Source organism: Caenibacillus caldisaponilyticus (assembly GCF_002003465.1).
GTDB lineage: Bacteria > Bacillota > Bacilli > Bacillales > Sporolactobacillaceae > Caenibacillus > Caenibacillus caldisaponilyticus.
In genome coordinates, this window is the sequence record NZ_BDDQ01000009.1 from 1 (window position 1) to 22,015 (window position 22,015).

General features: G+C 54.5%; 25 protein-coding genes, 1 pseudogene and 1 other annotated feature. Of the genes and pseudogenes, 24 read left to right on the top strand and 2 right to left on the bottom strand.

The annotated features are described in order from the left end of the window. From CCB157_RS03735 to yajC, 22 genes are all read left to right on the top strand, one after another. Positions 1–382 (top strand): rod shape-determining protein (locus CCB157_RS03735; RefSeq protein ID WP_193432248.1); only part of this gene is annotated, 382 nt, incomplete at its 5' end. Positions 383–410: 28 nt separating this feature from the next. Further along, positions 411–1,280 (top strand): rod shape-determining protein MreC, encoded by an 870-nt coding sequence (mreC, locus tag CCB157_RS03740; protein WP_077614594.1) that lies wholly within the window; start codon positions 411–413, stop codon positions 1,278–1,280. Continuing rightward, positions 1,277–1,795 (top strand): rod shape-determining protein MreD, encoded by a 519-nt coding sequence (gene mreD, locus CCB157_RS03745; RefSeq protein ID WP_077614595.1) that lies wholly within the window; start codon positions 1,277–1,279, stop codon positions 1,793–1,795. Before mreC ends, mreD begins: the two co-directional genes overlap by 4 nt. 290 nt (positions 1,796–2,085) lie before the next feature. Beyond that, positions 2,086–2,775, top strand: coding sequence for a septum site-determining protein MinC (gene minC, locus CCB157_RS03750; protein ID WP_077614596.1), 690 nt, complete (start codon positions 2,086–2,088; stop codon positions 2,773–2,775). 2 nt (positions 2,776–2,777) lie between these two features. After that, positions 2,778–3,575 carry a septum site-determining protein MinD gene (gene minD, locus CCB157_RS03755; RefSeq protein ID WP_077614597.1) on the top strand — a complete coding sequence of 266 codons (798 nt, stop codon included), beginning with the start codon at positions 2,778–2,780 and terminating at the stop codon, positions 3,573–3,575. A 284-nt stretch (positions 3,576–3,859) separates the two neighbouring features. After that, on the top strand, positions 3,860–4,588 hold the full coding sequence (locus tag CCB157_RS03760; RefSeq protein ID WP_077614598.1) for a M23 family metallopeptidase: 729 nt from the start codon (positions 3,860–3,862) through the stop codon (positions 4,586–4,588). After that, positions 4,581–5,435 carry a site-2 protease family protein gene (locus tag CCB157_RS03765; RefSeq protein ID WP_077614599.1) on the top strand — a complete coding sequence of 285 codons (855 nt, stop codon included), beginning with the start codon at positions 4,581–4,583 and terminating at the stop codon, positions 5,433–5,435. The genes CCB157_RS03760 and CCB157_RS03765 overlap by 8 nt, the downstream gene beginning before the upstream one ends. Positions 5,436–5,634: 199 nt before the next feature. Beyond that, positions 5,635–5,708 (top strand) — a sequence feature (ribosomal protein L21 leader region). Positions 5,709–5,720: 12 nt separating this feature from the next. Further along, the gene (gene rplU / locus CCB157_RS03770) at positions 5,721–6,029 is read left to right on the top strand and encodes a 50S ribosomal protein L21 (protein ID WP_077614600.1); all 309 of its coding nucleotides are present in this window, start codon (positions 5,721–5,723) and stop codon (positions 6,027–6,029) included. A gap of 11 nt (positions 6,030–6,040) precedes the next feature. Continuing rightward, the gene (locus tag CCB157_RS03775) at positions 6,041–6,373 is read left to right on the top strand and encodes a ribosomal-processing cysteine protease Prp (RefSeq protein ID WP_077614601.1); all 333 of its coding nucleotides are present in this window, start codon (positions 6,041–6,043) and stop codon (positions 6,371–6,373) included. 14 nt (positions 6,374–6,387) lie between these two features. Beyond that, the gene (rpmA, locus tag CCB157_RS03780; protein ID WP_077614602.1) at positions 6,388–6,678 is read left to right on the top strand and encodes a 50S ribosomal protein L27; all 291 of its coding nucleotides are present in this window, start codon (positions 6,388–6,390) and stop codon (positions 6,676–6,678) included. Positions 6,679–6,809: 131 nt separating this feature from the next. After that, positions 6,810–7,340, top strand: a complete 531-nt coding sequence (locus tag CCB157_RS03785) for a Spo0B C-terminal domain-containing protein (RefSeq protein WP_077614603.1) — start codon at positions 6,810–6,812, stop codon at positions 7,338–7,340. 20 nt (positions 7,341–7,360) lie between these two features. Then, positions 7,361–8,641, top strand: a complete 1,281-nt coding sequence (gene obgE / locus CCB157_RS03790; protein ID WP_077614604.1) for a GTPase ObgE — start codon at positions 7,361–7,363, stop codon at positions 8,639–8,641. Positions 8,642–8,724: 83 nt separating this feature from the next. Then, positions 8,725–9,804 (top strand): LysM peptidoglycan-binding domain-containing protein, encoded by a 1,080-nt coding sequence (locus tag CCB157_RS03795; RefSeq protein WP_077614605.1) that lies wholly within the window; start codon positions 8,725–8,727, stop codon positions 9,802–9,804. Positions 9,805–9,948: 144 nt separating this feature from the next. Then, positions 9,949–10,542, top strand: a complete 594-nt coding sequence (locus CCB157_RS03800) for a YhcN/YlaJ family sporulation lipoprotein (protein ID WP_158077189.1) — start codon at positions 9,949–9,951, stop codon at positions 10,540–10,542. A gap of 167 nt (positions 10,543–10,709) precedes the next feature. Beyond that, the gene (locus CCB157_RS03805; RefSeq protein ID WP_077614607.1) at positions 10,710–11,426 is read left to right on the top strand and encodes a YebC/PmpR family DNA-binding transcriptional regulator; all 717 of its coding nucleotides are present in this window, start codon (positions 10,710–10,712) and stop codon (positions 11,424–11,426) included. Between the two features lie 80 nt (positions 11,427–11,506). After that, a complete protein-coding gene (locus CCB157_RS03810; protein WP_077614608.1) occupies positions 11,507–12,004 on the top strand; it encodes a BofC C-terminal domain-containing protein in 498 nt (165 codons plus the stop codon). A gap of 292 nt (positions 12,005–12,296) precedes the next feature. Next, complete coding sequence (ruvA, locus tag CCB157_RS03815; RefSeq protein WP_077614609.1) at positions 12,297–12,884, top strand: Holliday junction branch migration protein RuvA; 588 nt, start codon at positions 12,297–12,299, stop codon at positions 12,882–12,884. Positions 12,885–12,947: 63 nt separating this feature from the next. Then, the gene (gene ruvB, locus CCB157_RS03820; RefSeq protein ID WP_077614681.1) at positions 12,948–13,910 is read left to right on the top strand and encodes a Holliday junction branch migration DNA helicase RuvB; all 963 of its coding nucleotides are present in this window, start codon (positions 12,948–12,950) and stop codon (positions 13,908–13,910) included. Then, on the top strand, positions 13,903–14,103 hold the full coding sequence (locus CCB157_RS03825; RefSeq protein WP_077614610.1) for a DUF2905 domain-containing protein: 201 nt from the start codon (positions 13,903–13,905) through the stop codon (positions 14,101–14,103). The genes ruvB and CCB157_RS03825 overlap by 8 nt, the downstream gene beginning before the upstream one ends. A 54-nt stretch (positions 14,104–14,157) precedes the next feature. Next, positions 14,158–15,204, top strand: coding sequence for a tRNA preQ1(34) S-adenosylmethionine ribosyltransferase-isomerase QueA (gene queA / locus CCB157_RS03830; RefSeq protein WP_077614611.1), 1,047 nt, complete (start codon positions 14,158–14,160; stop codon positions 15,202–15,204). Beyond that, a complete protein-coding gene (gene tgt, locus CCB157_RS03835; RefSeq protein ID WP_077614612.1) occupies positions 15,201–16,346 on the top strand; it encodes a tRNA guanosine(34) transglycosylase Tgt in 1,146 nt (381 codons plus the stop codon). Before queA ends, tgt begins: the two co-directional genes overlap by 4 nt. 26 nt (positions 16,347–16,372) lie before the next feature. Continuing rightward, positions 16,373–16,705 (top strand): preprotein translocase subunit YajC, encoded by a 333-nt coding sequence (gene yajC, locus CCB157_RS03840; protein ID WP_077614613.1) that lies wholly within the window; start codon positions 16,373–16,375, stop codon positions 16,703–16,705. Between the two features lie 90 nt (positions 16,706–16,795). Here yajC and CCB157_RS03845 read toward each other — a convergent pair whose 3' ends face one another. Beyond that, positions 16,796–17,173, bottom strand: coding sequence for a TIGR04086 family membrane protein (locus CCB157_RS03845; RefSeq protein ID WP_158077190.1), 378 nt, complete (start codon positions 17,171–17,173; stop codon positions 16,796–16,798). Between the two features lie 159 nt (positions 17,174–17,332). Beyond that, a complete protein-coding gene (gene spoVB, locus CCB157_RS03850; protein WP_077614615.1) occupies positions 17,333–18,886 on the bottom strand; it encodes a stage V sporulation protein B in 1,554 nt (517 codons plus the stop codon). Between the two features lie 230 nt (positions 18,887–19,116). On the opposite strand from spoVB, the gene CCB157_RS03855 reads away from it, so the two are divergent. Together CCB157_RS03855 and secD are read left to right on the top strand one after the other, a co-directional pair. Further along, complete coding sequence (locus tag CCB157_RS03855) at positions 19,117–19,392, top strand: post-transcriptional regulator (RefSeq protein ID WP_238594584.1); 276 nt, start codon at positions 19,117–19,119, stop codon at positions 19,390–19,392. Between the two features lie 188 nt (positions 19,393–19,580). Next, a pseudogene (gene secD / locus CCB157_RS03860) lies at positions 19,581–21,807 on the top strand (protein translocase subunit SecD). Positions 21,808–22,015 lie beyond the last annotated feature (208 nt).

The window sequence follows — 22,015 nt, forward strand, 5'->3', positions numbered from 1 at the left end:
GGCAGGCAAACCCGATCAGACGGAAAGCATGGAGATACGCGGGCGGGATCTTTTGACGGGTCTGCCCAAGACGATCAACATTACGTCGGATGAAGTCGCCGAAGCGTTGAGCGATACGGTCAACCAAATCATCGAGGCGGTGAAGATCACGCTGGAAAAAAAAACGCCGCCGGAACTCGCCGCCGACATCATGGATCGCGGCATCGTCCTGACGGGTGGCGGCGCGCTGTTGCGCAACCTTGACAGGGTCTTGAGCGAAGAGACGAAAATGCCGGTCATCATCGCGGACAATCCCCTGGATTGCGTTGCCATCGGGACGGGACGCGCGCTGGAAAGCCTGCCGATGTTCCGGTCGAAAAAAGGCATTACTTCAAGATCCTGATCCAAGTGATCGTAAGTAGGTGTCTTACATGCCGCCGTTCTTTTCAAATAAAAAATTAATCATCCTTTTAACGAGTTTGATCGTCCTCGTCGCGCTCATCGGCTTTTCCATGAAGGAGCGCGCCAGGCTGACTTGGCCGGAACAATTCATTCACGACACGGTCGGGGGCGCCGAGTTTATATTTAACAGACCCGCTCAATACGTAGCGGGTCTCTTTGAGAACATTTCTGAGATCAAAAGCGTTTACAAAGAAAACAAAAAATTAAAAGCGCAATTAAAAGACTACGCCGCGTTGCAAGCGAAATATCAAGTGCTCAACCAAGAATTCCAAAGTTTGGAAAAGCAGCTCAAGATTGGTTCGTTGCTGGATTATAAAGCCCGTCCCGCGCTCGTCATCGGCCGCTCCTTCGACGAGTGGAACAAAATGATCACGGTGGACAAGGGCGCGCAACAGGGCATCCAGAAGGGGATGGCGGTCGTGACACCGGAAGGCTATTTTATCGGCAAAGTGACCGCCGTCAGCCAGTTGACGAGTGTCGTTACGCTCATCACCGACCCGTCCGAGAGCAATCAGATTTCAGCGGCCGTCGTCAATAAGAATGAGCGAGCTTACGGCATGATTGAAGGCTATAATGCCGATAAAAACGTCTTGATGTTTGAAAAAATTCCCATTGATAAAAAGGTGAAGAAAGGTGACAAAGTGACGACGTCCGGTCTTGGCGGTGTCTATCCTGAAGGGTTATTGATCGGCGAAGTCGTCTCGGTCAAGCCGGACGAGTACGGGCTGACCAAAATTGCCGAGGTCAAACCGTCGGCTGATTTCAATGCCATCGATTATGTCGACATCATCGAAAGAACCGCGGTGTCGTCTTCCGGCTCGGGGGATGCTGCAAAGTGAGAGAGGTCAAGCTTTTTTTCATTCTCTTTGTCCTGTTCCTTTTACAGGGGACCGTCATGCAAGTCTTTTCCCCGGCTTGGTTCGGTTGGCATTTTTCAGCTATTCCCCATTTTGTCCTGATCGCGATCCTTTTAATCGGACTTTTTTACGACCGCACCCGTGCGGTCTGGTACGGCTTGACCTTCGGTTTTTTGATCGATGTCGTCTATACGAACGTGCTCGGCGTGTACGCGTTCTGCATCGCGCTCACCGGCTATTTATTTTCGTTGCTTTCGCGAATCTTTCATCTTTATCTCGTCGTTGTCGTTCTGATCGGCATCTTGGCGGCGGCGTGCCTGGAATTCGAGGTCTACGGCATTTATGGTTTGATCGGCAAAGCGCCGGAGCCATTGGACCACTTTCTTCAATGGCGGCTCGTTCCGACTTTGGTGTTAAACGGCGCCTTCCTCATTCTTATTTTCTACCCGTTCCGCCGCATGCTTGTGTCGATGCGGTCGCATAAAATCGACGGTTGATGGCGCGTTGAAACAACGTCCAGCGCTTCATCGATCGCGAGGGTGGAAGAAGCGTCTCAGCATTTAAAGGAAATCCCCTTGGGCGCGTCGAATGAATTATCATGAGGAGAAGCGCCGGGTCCGGGCAGCCTCATAAACCCGGTCTGCACACCGTTTTGTACAGCAGGATCGACCCCGGCGTGTCAAGGCCTCCTTGTACGAAGTCGCCCCAAACGCGTTTCATGGTCCGGGCCGTTTGCGCGATCCGCCCCGAGCTGCATGAGAGTACGTCATTTGAGGTGAAACCAGCCATGACTAACAAACGGCCGCTTGTAATGATCATGGGCAAAAAGGACGGACTTGTTCTGAAACTGGACGATCAATGCGCCTATCATGATCTTCTCGAGGAATTGAAAGCGAGGCTGTCCGAACGCCGCCAACACTATTCAGACGGGCCGCTATTGTCGGTAAAAGTGGAGGCGGGCAACCGCTATCTTGATCCGGCCCAACGCGAAGAAATCCAGGCCATCATCCGTTCCGAAAAAATGTTGGTTGTTGAAGAGATCACGTCCAACGTCATGACGGTCGAGGAATGTGATGAGCGGTTGCGGAGGCAGTCGCTGCTGCAGGTGAGGCAGACCGTCCGTTCGGGTCAAGTGTTGGAAGCTCCCGGCGATCTGCTCGTGATCGGGGACGTCAATCCCGGCGGACAAGTCGTCGCCTGCGGCAACATATACATAATGGGCGCGCTTCGCGGCATCGCGCATGCGGGGGCCGACGGCGCGTCTGATAAAGTCATCGTCAGCTCTTTGATGAAGCCGACACAACTGAAAATCGGATCGGTCTTCAGCCGATCGGCGGATGTGGTCGAACAGGAAGGCCGTTATATGGAATGCGCCTATGTGGATCCGAATACCGGGCGGATTGCCGTTGACCGCCTGCAATCGTACATCAAAAGGTTTCACGGACTCGCCAGGATGTCGTATGAAGGGGTGAAATAAGCATGGGGGAAGCCATCGTCATCACATCGGGCAAAGGCGGTGTCGGCAAAACGACGACGACCGCGAATATCGGGACGGCGCTCGCCCTTCAGGGGAAAAAGGTTTGTTTGGTCGACACGGATATCGGCTTGCGCAATTTGGATGTCGTGATGGGGCTGGAAAATCGAATTATTTACGACCTCGTCGATGCGGTTGAAGGGCGGTGCAAACTGAGCCAAACGTTGATCAAGGACAAGCGTTTCGATGATTTGCGCCTTTTGCCCGCCTCGCAATCGAAAGATAAATCGGCCGTCCGCCCCGAACAGATGGCCAAAATCGTCGAGGAATTGAAGAGGGACTTTGACTACGTGCTCATCGATTGCCCGGCAGGCATTGAGCAAGGTTTCCGAAATGCCATCTCGGGCGCCGATCAAGCGATCGTCGTCACGACGCCCGAGACGTCGGCGGTGCGCGATGCCGACCGCATCATCGGGTTGATTGAGAAGGAAGAGCACATCGCTCCCCCAAAACTGATTATCAATCGCGTCCGCAGCCATATGATCAAATCGGGCGGCATGATCGATATCGACGATATCATGGACGTCTTGTCGATCGATTTGCTCGGCATTGTCGTGGATGATGAAGAAGTGATCGCCGCTTCCAATAAAGGCGAACCGATCGCCCTCCAACCGTCATCGCGGGCCGCGATGGCCTACCGCAACATCGCCCGCCGCATTTTGGGCGAATCGGTGCCGCTCATGTCTCTGGATGAAAACAAAGGCTTCTTCAAGAAAGTTAAACAGCTCCTCGGCATGCGCTGATTTCGGAAAAGACTCCCGTGAAGGGGAGTCTTTTTTGTTGTTTTGAGGGCCGAGATGCCCGCCCCGGAATGAAGCGCAAAGGAGACGGCTTTCCTCGGCCCCGCCCCCGTACCGAACAAGTGCGTCCATTCGCCCGGCTCGTTTGCCATCTTCCTTTGTTTATGGCGGAAACCCGTCCCCTTGGGTTGGAACCTTATGAAGCCCTCTTTTGCGGAGCGATGGCATAACTTGTCCGACGCGATCATAAATTTTTGTAAAGGACTTCCGCAAGAGGATGATGGAAGATGTCGCGGATCGATGAAATCAGAAGACGCCATAAGGAAAGGCACCGTCGTTTGGCCGGGCGCGCTGGAACGAGACCCGCGGTTCCCGCGGCCGCCGTGCGCGAGCCGGATGTCCCCCGCCGACCGCTTGATTTTGCCCAAAAATGGCTCATCAAATGTTTGTTATCGGGGATGATCGTCCTCGCCGTCGCCCTTTTTGAAAAATCGTACGCCGATGTCTATCCGAGCGTCCAGACCGCCATGCGCTATGCGCTGGAGGAAGATCTCAATTTCGCCAAGGTTTCCGATTGGTATGAACGGGCGTTCGGCGAACCGCTCACCATTTTTCCGTTTAACGAAAAAGACGGCGGTGACGTCAAGAACGCGGCGTCGCAATTCGCGGTCCCGGTGAACGGCACGGTGACCAAAGGCTTTTCGGATGCGACGAAGGGGGTTTACGTCGAAACCGTCAAGAACGCCGAGGTCGAGGCGATCGACAGCGGATTTGTCGTCTCCGTTGAAAATAAAGAAGGCATCGGCCGGACAGTGGTCATCCGCCATTCCAATGGCGCCGAATCATGGTATGGAAAGTTGTCACAGGCGGACGTCAAGGTATACGAGTTTGTCAAAAAGGGGCAAAAGCTCGGAAAGGTGACGAACGAAAGCGGGAAATCGAACGGCCTCTTTTATTTCGCGCTCAAGGAAAAGGATCGGTTCGTCGATCCGATCCAGGTGATCTCTTTTGATTAAATGGCCGCCGTTGCCTGCGATCCGCTTTCATCCGGTCTTTTGGATCGTTCTCGGCGCGGGCGTTTTGACCGGTCGCTTTTATGAAGTCGCGGCGGTTTTTTTTATCGTCATCCTGCACGAGGCCGGTCACTTCGCGGCGGCCAAGGCTTTCCATTGGCGGGTGGCCTCGATTGAATTGCTCCCGTTCGGAGGCGTGATGAAGGTCGATGAAGTCGGGACGAGACCGTTAAGTGAGGAATTGATCGTCACCCTTTCCGGTCCCCTGCAGCATCTCTGGCTGCCGGCCGTCTCGTTCCTGCTCTGCTTGACGCCTTTTTGGAATCCGGAGAACCACGCGCTATTCATGGACCGGAACTGGATGATTCTCGCTTTCAATATGCTTCCCGTCTGGCCGCTGGACGGCGGCAAGCTGATGTTACTTGTGTTATCAAGAGCCTTCCCATACCGGCGCGCGTATCGCTTCACGCTCGTTGGGAGCGCCTTGATGCTCGGCGCGCTTACGGCCTGGATGGCGTTAAAGGCGCCATATTCCGTCAATTTCATGTTGATCGGCGGCTTTCTCGCCTTTTCCATTTATAAAGAGTGGGCGGACCAGCGCTACATCTTCTTGCGATTTTTGCTCGCCCGCTGGAATCGGAGCGGGAGCGCATCCGGGCCGCCCAGAACGATCACGGTTCCCGCCGAGGCGCCTTTTTGGCGTGTTTTTGATCAATTTTACAAAGATGCCACGCACTGCATCAAAGTGAGGGGATACGGTTTTATGCACACCATTGAGGAACCCGCGTTTCTGGACGCCTTTTTTTCAGGGCGCTTCAACGGCCAGCGCGTCGGAGACTTGTTCCGATAGATCGGCGTCATCAGCCGCCTTCGGCTCGTGCAGACGCCAGCGGCCGGGCCGCCTGGCGGAAAACGGGTCAAAAAAATCGCCCGCATCATAGCATCCGGCGAAGGGTGAAGGGATATGAGAATGATCTCCCGTCTGTTCGGCCGAGAGATTGACACAGCGTCCTTCGGTATGATAGCATAACATTGTTAGTCTGTCGGAGCACCCGCTCCAACCGCACGGTAAGGGCTTTAAAGCGCGTGATGCCGCCCGATGCCGGCGAGTCTGAGTCATTGAGGAGGTGCCTATATGTACGCCATCATTGAGACCGGCGGGAAACAGCTGAAGGTTGAAGAAGGACAAACCCTGATCGTTGAAAAGTTGAATGCGGAGGCCGGTGAAACCGTCACGTTCGATAAAGTGCTCTTCGTCTCCGGCGACGACGTTAAAGTCGGCACGCCTTATGTCGAAGGCGCTTCGGTGACGGCCAAAGTCGTTGAACACGGACGCGGCGAAAAAATCGTCGTTTTCAAATTTAAGCGTCGTAAAAACTATCGCCGCAAACAAGGCCACCGCCAACCGTACACGAAAGTCACTGTTGAAAAAATCAACGCGTAAGGTTGGTCGCGATGATTCGCGTCAAGGCGGAGCGCGATGATCAGGGCCGCATCCGGACGGTGACCGTCAAAGGTCATGCCGGAGCCGGGCCATACGGATTTGATCTCGTCTGCGCGGGGGTGTCGGCGGTCTCCGTCGGAACGGTGAATGCGATTGAAGCGCTGTGCGGATTTGATCCGCTCATCGACATTGCCGACGACGGCGGTTATCTCCGCTGCGGGCTCACCGATCAAGTTTCGGACCCCGGCGCGCGGGAAAAAGCCGAACTGCTTCTCGAAGGCATGTTGGTCGCGCTCAAGACCATAGAGAATACCTACGGCGAACATATCAAAGTGACGGATTGAAGGAGGTGGACGCCGTGTTGAAGCTTGATTTGCAATTTTTTGCGACGAAAAAAGGGGTCGGCAGCACGAAAAACGGGCGAGACTCCATTTCCAAACGCCTCGGGGCGAAGCGAGCGGACGGCCAATTCGTGACCGGCGGATCGATTTTGTACCGCCAACGCGGCACGAAGATCTATCCGGGTAAAAACGTCGGCCGCGGCGGCGACGATACGCTGTACGCCAAAGTGGACGGCATCGTCCGTTTTGAACGTTTCGGACGCAACAAAAAACGGGTGAGCGTTTACCCCGTGGCCAAAGAAGCATGATCGAGAAAAAAACCAGCCCAACGGCTGGTTTTTTTAGTGAACGGAAGCGGCTTGACGGCGCGGAATGGCGGTTTCAATATCCGTCCCGATGCGTTATCATGATATAAAGTAAGGATTGGGAGTCGACACCAATGGAAAAGCCGGAGCGGCAAATTGTGGAATTGATCCGATCGCTGCGTCACGAGTGGATGAACCAATTGCATCTGCTGAAGGCCAATCTGTCTTTAAAAAAATATGACCGCGCCGAACAAATCATTGACGACATCATCGAAAGGGCAAAACAGGAAGCGAGATTAACGAATTTGAACGCGCCGAAGCTGGCCGCGCTTCTGCTGACGTACAATTGGAAGTCGCGGCCCTTGCGCTTGGAGATTGAAGCCGTGGATAGCGAAGCCGATTGGTCGGCGCTCGACGACGACTTGACCGATTTTGTCCAAGCCATGATCGATGCGTTCGAACGGTCCGTTGCGCCTTTTGGTAACCACGTGTTGACGTTTTCGATCAAAAGCGACGGCGGCCGGTCGTTTCTCGCGCTCCGTTTCACGGGAGAAATCCGCGACTTTTTCCCGATTGAAGAGCGGCTTGACCGTCTGAATCAAACGCTCCGTCTGGTTGAAAAATATATGCAAACTCGATGCGCCGTGTTCGTTTTCGCGGTTTGACGTCCGACGAGGTGATGCACATGTTTGTCGATCAAGTGAACATTTATGTCAAGGGAGGAGACGGCGGCAACGGCATCGTCGCTTTTCGCCGGGAAAAATACGTTCCGAACGGCGGTCCGGCCGGCGGTGACGGCGGCAAAGGCGGGGATGTCGTCTTTGTTGTCGATGAGGGATTAAGGACGCTCATGGATTTTCGCTATCAAAAGCATTTTAAAGCCGACCGCGGCGAGAACGGCGGTCCGAAAAACCAACACGGAAAAAACGCAAAGGATCTCGTCGTCCGCGTTCCTCCGGGAACCGTCGTCTACGATCGCAACACGGGCGCCCTGCTCGCCGATCTGACGAAGCACGGCGAACGCGCCGTGATCGCCCGGGGCGGCCGCGGCGGGCGCGGCAACGCCCGATTTGCTACACCCGCCAATCCGGCGCCCCGCCATGCGGAAAACGGGGAACCGGGCGAAGAACGCGAAGTGACGCTCGAGTTGAAATTGCTGGCCGACGTCGGGCTTGTCGGATTTCCAAGCGTCGGCAAATCGACGTTGCTTTCGGTCGTCTCCTCCGCCAAACCGAAAATCGCCGCCTATCATTTCACGACGATCGTGCCGAATCTCGGCGTCGTCTCTTTAGAGGACGGCCGCAGCTTTGTCATTGCGGATCTGCCCGGCCTCATCGAAGGCGCGCACCAAGGCGCCGGTCTCGGCCACCAATTTTTGCGGCACATTGAACGGACGAGGGTGATCGTTCACGTCATCGACATGGCCGCGACGGAAGGCAGGGATCCGTACGAGGATTTCGTCAAAATCAATGAAGAGTTGCGGCAATATGAATGGCGGCTATTGGAGCGGCCTCAAGTCATAGCGGCCAACAAAATGGACATGCCCGGAGCCGAGGAAAATTTAAGGGCCTTTAAAGAAAAGCTGAACGACGATTCGATTCCGATTTATCCGATTTCGGCTTTGACGAGGACGGGGCTGACGGCGCTTCTCGCTCATGTCGCCGATCTGGTGGAACGGACGCCGACGTTCCCGATCCACGTGGAAGACGGGCAAGGCGCGGTCTACAAATTCGCGGAAAAAGAACCGAAATTTGAGATCATGAAGGATGACGACGGCGCCTTTGTCGTTAAAGGCGCGGCCGTTGAGCGTTTATTTCGGATGACGGATTTTAACCGCGATGAATCGGTGCGCCGTTTTGCCCGCGCGCTGAGGAGAATGGGTGTGGATGACGCCCTTCGCGAACACGGCATCGAAGACGGGGATACGGTGCGGATTTTGGATTTTGAATTCGAATTCGTCAATTAGCCTAAAAAAAGATCCCTCCAAAAGTGGCAAGACGCCCAAGAACTCCATATAATGTACTGAAATAGTGCGGGAGGGATCTCGATTTGAAAATTTATGTGGTGCAAAAAGGCGATACCCTGTCGCTGATCGCGAAAAAGCACGGGATCGTCTTGTCTGATTTACTCAAGATGAATCCGCAGTTGACCAACCCCGACAATATTATGCCCGGCATGAAAATCAAGGTACCGACGGGATCGAAGCCTGTCAAAAAGAAAGAAATGCCCAAAGAGGCGCCGATAAAGGTCAAGAAAGAGCTGCCCAAAGAGGCACCAATCAACGTCAAGAAAGAGATGCCCAAGGAAGCGCCGATGAACGTCAAGAAAGAAATCCCCAAAGAGGCGCCGGTCAAAGCCAAGAAAGAGGCGCCCATCGCCGCCAAGAAAGAAGCGCCGATCCACATGAAGAAAGAGGCGGTCAAAGAGACGGCGCCCGTCGCTCCGAAAAGCGTTAAAGAAAAAGCGGAACCGAAGAAGGAGGGGCCGGCGATCGGCAAGATGTTGCCTGACGAGGTGAAATACAAACCGACGGAAATCCTCGCTCCTTCCATTCCGCTTATGGATGGCGAATGGAACGCACCGGGGCCTGAAATCAATCCCGGGCAATATCAAAACATTCCGATGATGGAAGAGCCGTTTCCAAACATGATCGCCCCGAAGAAGGACGTCCAAGAGCCGACGGGCAAGGAAGATGAAAAGCCGTGGGATCTCACCTATGGGTCGCCCAGCGCCCCGGTCTCCCCTTCCGCGTATTATCCGGAACCTGCTTATTCCCCTTCATCGGATTACGGACCGCAGCCATATCCCGCCCCGTATCCATCCGGTTACGCGCCGGTTGCGAGTCCATACGCGCCGTCTTACGGTTATCAAGGGTATCCGTGCGGCTGTCATGCGGGTTATGATTATTCCGGCGGTTATTATCCGACCCCTTATGGGCAGCCGGTTTACGGGTATTACTATCCGCAATATTACGGCGCGTTCCCTATGCCGTCGGGTTACCCAGCCGCCTCCAATCTTTACAGGTATACGGATTATTCGGATAATGGTGAATTCGGTTGGTACGGGTACGGCGTTGCCGGACCGTATGATCAGCCGCCCAAAAATCCTGACGACAACGACCATTCGTGACGACGAAAGGTCGTTTTTTCTTTCTATGCGGTTCGTTCCGTTGCTTGGATGAATGCCATGTGTATTTTTAGCATTGCCCCCTGCATCTGTCAGTTTAAGCGGTCTTGGCGCCACACATGCTAATGGATGAAAGGGGGCATCAGAATGAAAAGAACGATGGCGATTTTGTCAACCGCCATGATGGTTGTAAGCTTCACGACGGCGTGCGGCACGACGTACGATCGCGATAATGCCAACCGCGGCGTCCGAAATGTCGGCTATTACACCGATCGGGCGGGCCCGGATCTCGTCCCGGATAACAACTACGCCCAAAACCGCCCGTATGTGCGCAATGGCAGAGACAACGTCGTAAGGAATAATGACGTGACCGATAACAGCTTTCAATGGGATAATGCCACCGCCAGACGGATTGCCAGTCAGGTCAGCCGCTTGAAAGACGTGAAGGACGCGAGCGTGCTCATTAATGGCAACACCGTCGTCGTCGGCGTCATCCCCGAGGACAACGTGCAAAACACGCAAACCTTGGATGAACAAGTTCGGGCGGTCACCAAAAGCCTGGTTCGCGACAAACAAGTGCGCGTGGTGACCGATCGGAACATCGTGAGAAGAATTATGGACGTCAACGACCGCATGGATAACGGGACGGCGCCCGGAAGGGAAGTTCGCTCGGACGTTAAAGGCATACTTAACGACATCGGCAATGCCATTAAACGCCCTTTTCAAAATAACAGCCGTTAGATCGAAGGCAGGCTTTCAGCCTGTCTTATTTATTGTTCCAAAAACAAGTTTATTTTGGAAAAAAGTGTTGTACCTTCCATCCGTCGCGGGTTGTCTGCCGGCTCCTTCTTCCGAGGGGAAGATGTGTTATAATGTGGATGAATTTGTTGATGAGAGGGAGAGTCAGAATGGCCGGACATTCGAAATGGAAAAATATACAACACCGCAAAAGCGCGCAAGATGCCAAGCGCGGTCGACTTTTCATGAAAATGAGCAAAGATATTTTTACTGCCGCAAAAGAGGGCGGCGGTGATCCGGACAGCAACCCCGCCCTTCGCACGGCTATTGAAAAAGCCCGCGCGGTGAACATGCCGAACGAAAACATTGAGCGGGCCATAAAAAAAGCGACGGGAAACCTCGACGGCGTGTCGTATGAGGAAATCACGTATGAAGGCTATGGACCGGGCGGGGTGGCCGTGATGGTCGACGTGTTGACGGACAATAAAAACCGTTCGGCTTCCGAAATCCGCCACGCTTTTTCCAAACACGGCGGAAACTTGGGAGAGAGCGGATGCGTGGCGTTTATGTTTGACAAAAAAGGCGTCATCACCGTCGCCAAAAACGACGTCGATGAAGATCAACTCATGTTGGACGCGTTGGAAGCCGGCGCCGAAGAAATGGAAACCGAAGATGACGTTTATATCATCACGACGGAACCGGAAGCGTACCGCGCCGTTCGCGATGCGCTTCGCGAAAAGCAATATCCGGTCGAAGACGCCGAATTGACCATGGTGCCGAAAACGACCGCGTCGTTGTCTGAAGAGGACGCCGCGAAAATGGAAAAACTGATCGACGCTTTAGAAAGCCTCGATGATGTTCAAGACATTTATCACAACATGAATTAATCTTTTATCATAATCATCTCTTGGTCGGGGGATAATACAAATAAAATTTTACGATCCTCCCACTAAGGGGTGATTTTGTTATGATTTATCGTTGTCTTTTGGCGCTCCTCCTTGCCGCCGTTTCGCTCGGCGTCGAGCTTTTTGGCGGCGGGACGGCCTTGGCGAATACGAAAGTCCCGGCGTGCGCCAAACTTCACGTGCGGGAACATGCGGTGTCCGGGTCGGTGCGGGTGCAAAAGCCGGAGACCGTCCGGATCCATCTCAAGACCACCTATGCCGACGGCATTTCGGTTGAACGAGTGATCGATGGGCACGTCATCGCGATCGACGATGTCCAAAGCAAATATCGCGGCTTTCATGTCCGGAAGTGCTCGGGAAATGAAGTCTTTTTGAATAAAAGAGTCGACGCGCCGTCGCCCGTGACCGAAACCGCGGCCATTATTGGTTTGGAAAGCGGACGGGTTCTCAGCCTCCATAACAGGACGCTCCGACACCGACCGATTCAAACGTTTTTTCAGATTGACGTGAGCGCGCTCGAGACGAATCGCGCCGCGACATTGAACAAATCGTTTTCGTAAGCCTCGAACCATCCGCCCCGATGCCGGGGCTTTTTTCATGCTTCCGGAAGAGCGCGGCGCGGTTCGCACCGTTGGAAACGGTCGCTTGCGCGCGCCACCAGCGGCGGAAAGCGGCCGCGTCCTGATCAGGGGATCAACTGCCCAAGTTTTTCCCGTTCGTCGGATTATGGTATGATGGATGTTGAAGTGTTTCTAGTAAAGAAGAGCGATCGCAACCGCCGCTTGGGCGCGGCGCCGTCCACGTCCTCGGGTTGCGATAAAGTTGCTGCAGAGTGCTGTGGGGGATAGCGATTTGATCGAATACATTCGCGGAACGCTTTCGGATGTGACGAGCGCCTATATCGTCGTGGACAACGGCGGCATCGGCTATTTGATTTACTGCCCGAATCCTTATTCGTTTCTACCGATCGGGGCCGAGCTCACCGTGTTTACCTATCAATACGTTCGCGAAGACGCAATCCATTTATACGGTTTTAAGACGAGAGAAGAACGCGACCTTTTCATTCACCTGTTGAGCGTTTCCGGCATCGGCCCGAAAGGAGCGCTCGCCATTGTGGCTTCCGGAGAACCGGGACGGGTCGCGGCGGCCATTGAAAATGAAGACGAGCGGTTTTTGACGAAATTTCCCGGCGTCGGAAAAAAGACCGCCCGGCAAATGATCCTTGATTTGAAAGGAAAGCTCGGCCGCGTCGGAACGGCCGAGCAAGCGGGCGTCCAGCCGGCGGAAACCAATCGGGCGCTGGATGATGCCGTTCAGGCGCTCTATGCTCTCGGTTATTCGGATAAAGAGATCCGGCGCATCCTGCCGGAATTGGAAGGCGAACCGCTTGCGACCGATGAGTATGTGCGCAAAGCTTTGCGTTTGATGTTGAATCAATAAGGGAGGGTGGCGGATTTGGCGAACGAACGCATAGTCTCTCAAGAATCGGAACCCGGTGAAGAGATGCTGGAACGTTCCATCCGCCCCAAGCGATTGGCCGATTACATCGGTCAAGAAAAGGTGAAGGAAAATCTGGCGGTATTTATCGAAGCGGCGAAACAACGCAAGGAACCTCTCGATCACGTCCTTTTGTACGGTCCGCCCGGGCTCGGCAAAACGACGCTTTCCATGATCATCGCCGAAGAGATGGGCGCAGGCATCCGGACGACGTCGGGGCCGGCGATCGAGCGTCCCGGCGATCTCGCCGCCCTGCTTTCCTCTTTGCAGCCCGGGGATGTGCTGTTCATCGATGAAATTCATCGCCTACCGCGTGCGATCGAAGAAGTACTGTATCCGGCGATGGAAGATTTTTGCCTGGACATCGTGCTCGGAAGCGGAGAAACGGCCCGATCCGTGCGCCTGGATTTGCCGCCGTTTACGCTGGTCGGGGCGACGACGCGGGCGGGCGCATTGTCGCCGCCCCTGCGCGATCGCTTTGGCGTCACCGCACGCCTCGAATTTTATGAGCCGGAAGAACTGGCGGAGATCATTACGCGAACGGCCGGCGTCTTTCAGACCGCGATCGCTCCGGACGCCGCCCGTGAAATCGCCCGGCGCTCGCGCGGCACGCCGCGCATCGCCAATCGCCTGCTCCGGCGCGTGCGCGATTTCGCCCAAGTGGCGGGCGAATCCGTCATTCACTTGGAGGTCGCGCGCGAGGCGCTCCGCCGTTTACAGGTCGATGAGCTCGGCCTCGATCATGTGGATCACCGTTTGCTCGTCACCATCATGACCAAATTCGGGGGCGGTCCGGTCGGCCTGGACACGATCGCGGCCGCCGTCGGGGAAGAGCCGCAAACCATTGAGGACGTCTACGAACCCTATCTTCTGCAAATCGGCTTTTTGCAGAGGACGCCGCGCGGCCGCATCGTGACGCGCCGCGGTTATGAACATTTCGGGATGGAGAGGTCGATCGAAGATGACTGATTTCGGAAAGGTGCTCATGGCCATGGCCGTCGTTTTGTTCGTCATCGGCGCACTATGGCAGATCATCGGACGCCTTCCCGGCGACATCGTGATCCGCAAGGGGAATACGGTGTTTTACTTTCCGATCGTCACTTCCATCGTCATCAGCGTCGTCCTGTCCTTGATCTTCTATCTCATCAATCGCTTTCGTTAAATCGACGGCCGATGTCATCCGTCGCTTTCGTTATAACAACCAGAGGTGTCTGCCATGGACGTGAACTTGTTTGATTTCGACTTGCCTGAAGAATTGATCGCGCAAACGCCGCTGCCCGACCGGTCCGCGTCGAGGCTCATGGTGCTCCATCCGAACGAGAAGCGCATCGAACACCGGCGCTTTCCCGACATCTTGGAATATCTGCAACCCGGGGACTGCCTCGTCTTGAACGATACGCGCGTCATTCCGGCCCGTTTGTACGGCGTCAAAAAAGACACGGGCGCCAATATCGAAGTGTTGCTGTTGCGGCGGCTGGACGGGGACGACTGGGAATGCCTCGCCAAACCGGCCAAACGCCTGAAAAAAGGCACGGTCATTGATTTCGGCGACGGGGCCATGGAAGCGGAATGCATCGAAACCTTCGATGAAGGCCGGCGGGTGCTCCGGTTTAAATATGAGGGGATTTTTAACGAAATTCTGGACGAGCTCGGACAGATGCCGCTTCCCCCGTACATTCGGGAGAAACTGGAAGATAAAGAGCGCTACCAGACGGTGTACGCCAAGCACGAAGGCTCGGCGGCGGCCCCGACGGCCGGCCTGCATTTTACGGAGGAACTCCTCGAACGCATTCAAAATAAGGGCGTGAAACTCGTATTCATCACGCTCCACGTCGGACTCGGGACGTTCCGGCCGGTGACGGTCGAGCGCGTGGAAGAGCACGACATGCATGCGGAATTTTATCGGATGAGCGAGGAGGCCGCCGAGACATTAAATGCCGCGCGCGCGGCGGGGAAAAAGATTTACGCCGTCGGCACGACGGTCATCCGGACGCTCGAGACGATCGCCACGGAAAATGACGGCCGGTTTAAAGCGGCATCCGGCTGGACGGACATTTTCATCTATCCGGGATACCGATACAAAGGCGTGGACGGATTCATCACGAACTTTCACCTGCCGAAATCGACGTTGATCATGCTCGTGTGCGCTTTTGCCGGCCGGGCGTTTGTCATGGACGCCTATCGGGAAGCGGTCAAAGAGCGCTACCGCTTTTTCAGTTTCGGCGACGCCATGTTTATCACAGAAAGGAACCAAAGCTTATGACGACAGCACCGGTGACTTATGAACTGATCAAGGTGTGCAAGCAGTCGGGCGCCCGGCTCGGGCGTCTTCATACGCCGCACGGCACGTTCGACACACCGATGTTTATGCCCGTCGGCACGCTGGCGACGGTGAAAACGATGAGCCCGGAAGAATTGAAGGCGATCGGCGCCGGCGTCATCTTATCCAATACTTATCACCTTTGGCTGCGGCCCGGAGAAGACATCGTGGAAGAAGCGGGCGGCCTGCACCGTTTCATGAACTGGGACCGCGGCATACTGACCGATTCCGGCGGATTTCAAGTGTTCAGCCTGAGCGATTTGCGCGAAATCGAAGAGGCGGGCGTGCATTTTCGCAATCATTTGAACGGCGAAAAGATGTTTTTGTCGCCTGAAAAAGCGGTCCACATCCAAAACGCCCTCGGCTCGGACATCATGATGGCGCTGGATGAATGTCCGCCGTATCCCGCCGACCGCGATTATCTGAAGAAGTCGGTCGAGCGGACGAGCCGGTGGGCGGAGCGATGCCTGAAGGCGAACCGCCATCCCGACCGCCAGGCGCTTTTCGCGATCGTTCAAGGCGGCGTTCATGAAGATTTGCGGAAAATGAGCGCGCGGGACTTAACCTCCTTGGATTTTCCCGGCTATGCCGTCGGTGGCTTGTCGGTTGGCGAACCGAAGCATTTGATGTATGAAACGTTGGAATTTACGACGCCGTTGCTGCCGGAAGACAAACCGCGCTACCTCATGGGCGTCGGTTCGCCCGACGCTTTGATCGAAGGGGCGATCCGCGGCATCGACATGTTCGATTGCGTGCTGCCGACAAGAATTGCCCGCAACGGCACGTGCATGACGTCGACCGGGCGGCTTGTGGTCCGCAACGCCGAGTATGCGCGCGACTATCGCCCGATCGATGAAAATTGCGATTGCTATGTCTGCCAAAACTATACGCGTGCCTACATCCGCCACCTCGTGAAGGCCAATGAAACGTTCGGACTTCGGCTCACCACTTACCATAATCTTTATTTTTTGTTAAAATTGATGGAGCGTGTCCGCGAGGCCATTCGCGAGGACCGCTTGCTCGATTTCAAAGAAGCCTTTTTTGAACAATACGGCTTCAACAAACCGGATGCTAAGAATTTCTAAATTTACTCATAAAGGAGGGTAAAGGCTTGTCAGGACAATACTCTTCACTCATCGTGTTGGTCGTGTTCTTCGTCATTTTCTACTTCCTGTTCATTCGCCCGCAGCAAAAGCGGCAGAAAGAAACCGCGCAAATGCAGGCGAATTTGGCGAAGGGCGACAAGGTGGTCACGATCGGCGGCCTGCACGGCACGATTGACGCCATCGAAGACAACAAAGTGACGCTCAAGTGCAACGGCACGGCCAGGCTGACGTTCGACCGCACGGCGATTCGCGAAGTGATTCAGAAGCGCGCGAATCCCCACGAAAAAGACAAAGCGAAGGAAGACGAAAGCAAGGGCGGTGCGAAGGAGTCCGAATAAACGGGCTCCGCATCGGCATTCGTCGCCTGCTCAAGGCGGATCCTTTCATCATCTCACGGCAAAATGCGCCCCTCCACCCGAGGGACGCATTTATTTTTTGACGAAAAGATTGACGCCGATGATGCCGCCCATGGCCGTGACGGCGGTGTTCGCCACCACTGCGGCCATTTGCGAGGCGGCGAGCGTGCGGTCAAATCCGAGAAACAGGACGAGATAAATGACGGCGGAGTAGAAGAGGCCCGTGCAGGCGCCCGTGACCAAACCTCTTTCTTTCATTTTGGCTCCGGCGGTCATGCCGCCGATGAAGAGCGCGATGAGCGAGAGAATCATCATGGAGAGCGGGGTGAGCGACGCCTCCGACAGCGAGCTCCATTTTAAAATCGAGGTCAAGAAGAACGCCGCGATCAGAATGAGAATGAAGCTGATGACCATGCCGAAACTGCACGCGATAAACAGCCGTTTCGCCACACCGGACACCTCCTGAAACATTCGGATTTTCTAATTAAAGCTTATTCACGTTCGACTGATTTAGAAGACGCTTAAGGGAAACCGATCGGTGCGCGTATGGATCTTTTCCCCTTTCGCCGCTGACAAGCCCATGCGTTGCCGGGCTTCATGTTCGGGCGATTAGGCGATCCACTTGCCGATCACCGGAAAATGTTCAAACTCTTTTTTGGTCACGAGCCGGACGGCGATGATGAGAATGAGATAGAATCCCGCTGTGGCGGCGATCAGCAGAGCGGTGCGCGGAAGCAGTTTCCACGCCGTGAACCAATGCTTCGAACCATAAAGGCCGAACGCCCCAGTCGCCAACATCGCGGCGGCGCCTTTCACATAATCCCACACAACGAGACGAAAACCGATCGATTTGACCACGGAAGCGAGATTGAGCAAGGTGACGAGCACGACGTTGATCGCGTAACCGAGCGCGGCGCCCATGATCCCGAGTTCCGGCCGGCTGGCGAGGGCGAAAATGGTCAAGATCTTGACGACGGCGCCTATCAGGCTGTTCAACATGGCCGCTTTGGCGAGATCCAGCGCCTGCAAGACGGCGGCGAGCGGGGATTGAAAATAAAACAGGATGAAAAAGGGGGCCATGGCCAAGACGTAAACCGCCGATTTTGGCGAGTGGTAAAGCAGCGTCATGAGCGGCTCGGCGTATACATAAGAGATGACGATCGAAAGCCCGCCGGCGATCATCGCGATTTTTAATGCTTGATTGACGCGATAGTGAATGACGTCCGTTCGTTTATTGGCGGCGGCTTCGCTCACGGTCGGCACGAGCGAGACGTACAAGGAGTGGGTGATGAAGCTCGGCAGCGTGAGCAACGGGATCGCCAATCCGGCGAGCTCCCCGTATTGTTTGGTGGCGGCGGCGGCAGACAGCCCGGCGAACGCCAGGCTTTGCGCGACGACGATCGGTTCGAGAAAATAAGAAAATGAACCGATGAGGCGGCTGGCGGTCGTCGGCAACGCGATGTTCATCAACTGATAAAATGTGGTCTTCCCTTTTCCGAGATAGCGCCAAAACTGCTTTCGAATCCGGATTTTTTTCCGCGCTTTAAAAACGCCGAGCATAAATAAAAGGGAGATGAGTTCGCCGATGATGCCCGAAATCATCGCGCCGGCGGCGGCATATTCAATGCCGTACGGAAGCAGCGCCGTCGAAAACCAGGCGACGAGGGTGATGCGCACGATCTGTTCGATCACCATGGACCACGCGTACGGCGTCATGTTCTGCATGCCTTGAAAATAGCCGCGCACGACCGATGCGACGCCGACGATCGGGATGACCGGAGCGATCGCGAGGAGCGGGTAAACCGTTCGTTCATCGGTAAAGAGGATTTTGGAAACGAGGGGGGCGCCGATCATCAAGGCCGTCGTAAACAAAACGCTGAGCGCGCCGACGACCGCTAACGATACCGTCAAGACGCGTTTGATTTTGCGCCGGTCATCGACGGCTTGCGCTTCCGCGACCATCTTGGAAATCGCGGTCGGAAGGCCCAATTGCGTCAGCGCGACGGTAAAGAGAAGCGTCGGATAGGCCATCATATAGAGCCCCATGCCTTCTTCACCGATGATTCGCGCCAACACGATGCGGTTGGCGACGCCCAAAATCTTGGTCACCATTCCGGCGATCATGAGGATGAAGGCTCCGCGAAGAAAGGTTTGTTTTTCCATTCGATACCCCCTGCTTTCCACGGCGCGCTCAGGCGTGAGTTCCGCGAGGCATTGTCTCTGTCCTAAAAAAGTATATGCCCGATGCTTGGTCAAGCATGACAAGCGATCCGAGAAAACGCTTTCCTCTGTCGGCGGCTTTCGTTTTATGTTATATTTGTAAAAAAGGTTGTCTTGCCGTTTGGCTTTTTGCGGAAAGTTGTGGGACACCAGAGGTTACGGGGTGAAACGATTTGAGCAGTGAGCCGAGCATTTACGATGAATGGCGTCATAAAATCGAACCGTTTATCACAAGCAAGCTGGAAGAATTTCGATTTTTGGGGCTCGAGCGGTTGACCGCCGACGAATTGTGGGCGTTTATAAAGGAACAGCTGGAAAAAGCCAAAGAAGAACCGCGCCTGCATCGGATCGTCAGCCGCGTGATGCGGCTTTCCATCAACGATTACATGAACAAAATCCGCATGGAAATGTTCCGGGAGGCCGGTTCCTTAGAATCATTTGATATATAATTTTAGGGCTTTTAGACAAGCCGCCGCGCCTCTTTTTTTTTTGAAACCCGAAATTTAAAAAGTATTTTTGAAATAACGGAGCATCGCTGTGGGGTCTTAAGAGAACGGCGCCTTATCCTTTATTGACAGCGAAAAAACAAGCTCACTATAATTAACTTATTGCAGGTACCCATGAGGAGGTAGTGCGCATGGCCAAGAAATCTAAAATATTCAAGGGGAGGATTGCCGCTTTTTTCTTGATTTTGGTCATATTGGCTGTCGTCATCGGTTTTACGACGAAACCGATTATTAATAATATAAAGCTGGGCCTGGATCTCCAGGGCGGTTTCGAAGTGCTCTACAATGTGACCACGATCGATGGAAAAAAGCCGAATTCTGAAACGCTTCATGAAGCGGTGGCGGCCATCAACCGACGGATCAATGCGCTGGGCGTCAGCGAACCGCAAATTTCCATCGAAAACGGCCATCAAATTCGCGTGCAATTGGCCGGCATCAAAGATCAGGCCAAAGCGAGAGAGCTCTTGTCCACCACGGCCCATTTGACCTTTCGGGATTATAAAGACCGCTTGATGATGGACGGAACCGAAATCATCCCGGGAAGCGCGAAAGTCGAATTTGACAGCACGACGAACGCGCCGGTCGTCGCTTTAAAAATCAAGCACCCCGAGAAATTCGCGAAAATCACAAAAGAGGTGCTGAACATCTCGCCGCCCAACAACGTGCTGGTCATCTGGCTGGACTGGCACAAGGGGCTGTCGTATCAAAATGAATCGACGAAAGACCACCCAGCATACATATCCGCGCCGCAAGTCCACGAGGTACTGGATCGAAAAGATATCATGATCACCGGATTGGATTCCGTGGAGGAAGCCAAAAACCTCGCCGCGCTTTTAAACGCCGGGGCTTTGCCGGTCAAAATGAAGGAAGTTTATTCGACGTCTGTCGGCGCTCAGCTCGGGCAACATGCGATGACGAAAACGGTGACCGCGGGCGTCATTGGCATCGCGGCGGTGTTCCTTTTCATGTTGCTGTTCTATCGCTTTGGAGGCTTTATCGCCAACATCGCGCTCATTGCATATATCTGGCTCGTGCTCGCGGTTTTTGTCGGGTTGCAAGCGGTGTTGACGCTGCCGGGCATCGCCGCGTTGATCCTCGGGGTCGGTATGGCGGTCGATGCCAATATCATTACCTTGGAACGGATAAAAGAAGAAATCCGTTGGGGCAAATCGGTCCGTTCGGCCTTTAAAGCCGGCAACCATCGTTCCTTTACCACGATTTTCGACTCAAACTTGACGACCATCATCGCCGGAGCTGTCATGTTCGTTTATGGGACAAGTTCGGTCAAAGGGTTTGCGGTCATGCTTATCGTGAGCATTCTCGCCAGCTTCCTGACGGCGGTCTTTTTCGCGAGATTTTTGACGTGGTTGTGGGTCTCAAGCCGCATCCTCGATCATAGACCCGGGTGGTTCGGTGTGAGAAAGGGTGACATCCGTGAGCTTTAAATCCTTTGATTTCGTCAAACACCGCAACATATTTTTCGGCCTGTCCATCACATTGACCATACTGGGGATCATCAGCTTGATCTTCTTACGGCTCAATCTCGGCATCGATTTTGCGAGCGGCACGCGGGTGGATATCATGGCCAAACACGCCATATCCATTGACAAAGTGACCGCCACTTTGGATCACTTGGGTCTAAAGTATGAACGGCCGACCCTTTCCGGCAGCGAACATAACATTGCGAGCGTCCGTTTGCCGAAGGTGTTAGACCATCAGGAAGTCGCCCAAGTTAAAGCCGCCTTCAAAAAGGCGTTCGGCGTGGACCCGAGCGTGAGCACAGTGTCGCCGCAGATCGGCCGCGACTTGGCGAAAAACGCTTTTTGGGCCGTGCTCATTTCTTCCCTTTTCATCATCGTGTACGTTTGGATCCGTTTTGAATTCTTGCAAGGTCTCGCGGCGATCATCGCACTGTTGCACGACGCGTTCTTCATCATTACGGTCTTCAGCCTCCTGCACATCGAGGTGAACATCATCTTCATCGCCGCGGTGCTCACGATCATCGGCTATTCGATTAACGATACGATCGTCACGTTCGACCGCATCCGTGAAAACATGCGGCTGCGCAAGAAAAAGATCAAGACGTTTGATGAGTTGGCGGAATTGGTGAATACGAGCATTCGCCAGACGATTGTGCGTTCCATCAATACCGTCATGACCGTCTTGCTTACGGTCGTCGCTTTGATGATCTTCGGGAGCACGGAAATCCGCACGTTTACGATCGCTTTGTTCGTCGGGTTGATTTGCGGCTGTTATTCGTCGATCTTCATCGCTTCGCCGCTTTGGGCGGTATTAAAATTCAAGTACATCACCCGGGAGCGGAAAAAAGGCAAAAAATCCGCTGAATCCCTTACATGATTGAAATGCTGTTGGCAACGGCTTTTCCGGACGATTGAAACGCGCTTTCCATTCGGTCATCAAACGAATAGCGCGATGGGAGGCTCAGCGTCTTTCAACGCCGGACACAACTGTATTCAAGAGACTTGACGGGCATGCGCGCGCCGCATGCCCATGCCTTTGTCCCGCATTCAACCGCGCCGAGGCTCGCGCGGGCACCTGTGGCGTT

Bases quoted from the DNA above. Each gene is read 5' to 3' on its own strand.
- mreC (WP_077614594.1), top strand. From the start codon at position 411: ATGCCGCCGTTCTTTTCAAATAAAAAATTAATCATCCTTTTAACGAGT.
- minC (WP_077614596.1), top strand. From the start codon at position 2,086: ATGACTAACAAACGGCCGCTTGTAATGATCATGGGCAAAAAGGACGGA.
- minD (WP_077614597.1), top strand. From the start codon at position 2,778: ATGGGGGAAGCCATCGTCATCACATCGGGCAAAGGCGGTGTCGGCAAA.
- CCB157_RS03760 (WP_077614598.1), top strand. From the start codon at position 3,860: ATGTCGCGGATCGATGAAATCAGAAGACGCCATAAGGAAAGGCACCGT.
- rplU (WP_077614600.1), top strand. From the start codon at position 5,721: ATGTACGCCATCATTGAGACCGGCGGGAAACAGCTGAAGGTTGAAGAA.
- CCB157_RS03775 (WP_077614601.1), top strand. From the start codon at position 6,041: ATGATTCGCGTCAAGGCGGAGCGCGATGATCAGGGCCGCATCCGGACG.
- CCB157_RS03785 (WP_077614603.1), top strand. From the start codon at position 6,810: ATGGAAAAGCCGGAGCGGCAAATTGTGGAATTGATCCGATCGCTGCGT.
- obgE (WP_077614604.1), top strand. From the start codon at position 7,361: ATGTTTGTCGATCAAGTGAACATTTATGTCAAGGGAGGAGACGGCGGC.
- CCB157_RS03800 (WP_158077189.1), top strand. From the start codon at position 9,949: ATGAAAAGAACGATGGCGATTTTGTCAACCGCCATGATGGTTGTAAGC.
- CCB157_RS03805 (WP_077614607.1), top strand. From the start codon at position 10,710: ATGGCCGGACATTCGAAATGGAAAAATATACAACACCGCAAAAGCGCG.
- CCB157_RS03810 (WP_077614608.1), top strand. From the start codon at position 11,507: ATGATTTATCGTTGTCTTTTGGCGCTCCTCCTTGCCGCCGTTTCGCTC.
- ruvB (WP_077614681.1), top strand. From the start codon at position 12,948: ATGCTGGAACGTTCCATCCGCCCCAAGCGATTGGCCGATTACATCGGT.
- CCB157_RS03825 (WP_077614610.1), top strand. From the start codon at position 13,903: ATGACTGATTTCGGAAAGGTGCTCATGGCCATGGCCGTCGTTTTGTTC.
- queA (WP_077614611.1), top strand. From the start codon at position 14,158: ATGGACGTGAACTTGTTTGATTTCGACTTGCCTGAAGAATTGATCGCG.
- tgt (WP_077614612.1), top strand. From the start codon at position 15,201: ATGACGACAGCACCGGTGACTTATGAACTGATCAAGGTGTGCAAGCAG.
- spoVB (WP_077614615.1), bottom strand. From the start codon at position 18,886: ATGGAAAAACAAACCTTTCTTCGCGGAGCCTTCATCCTCATGATCGCC.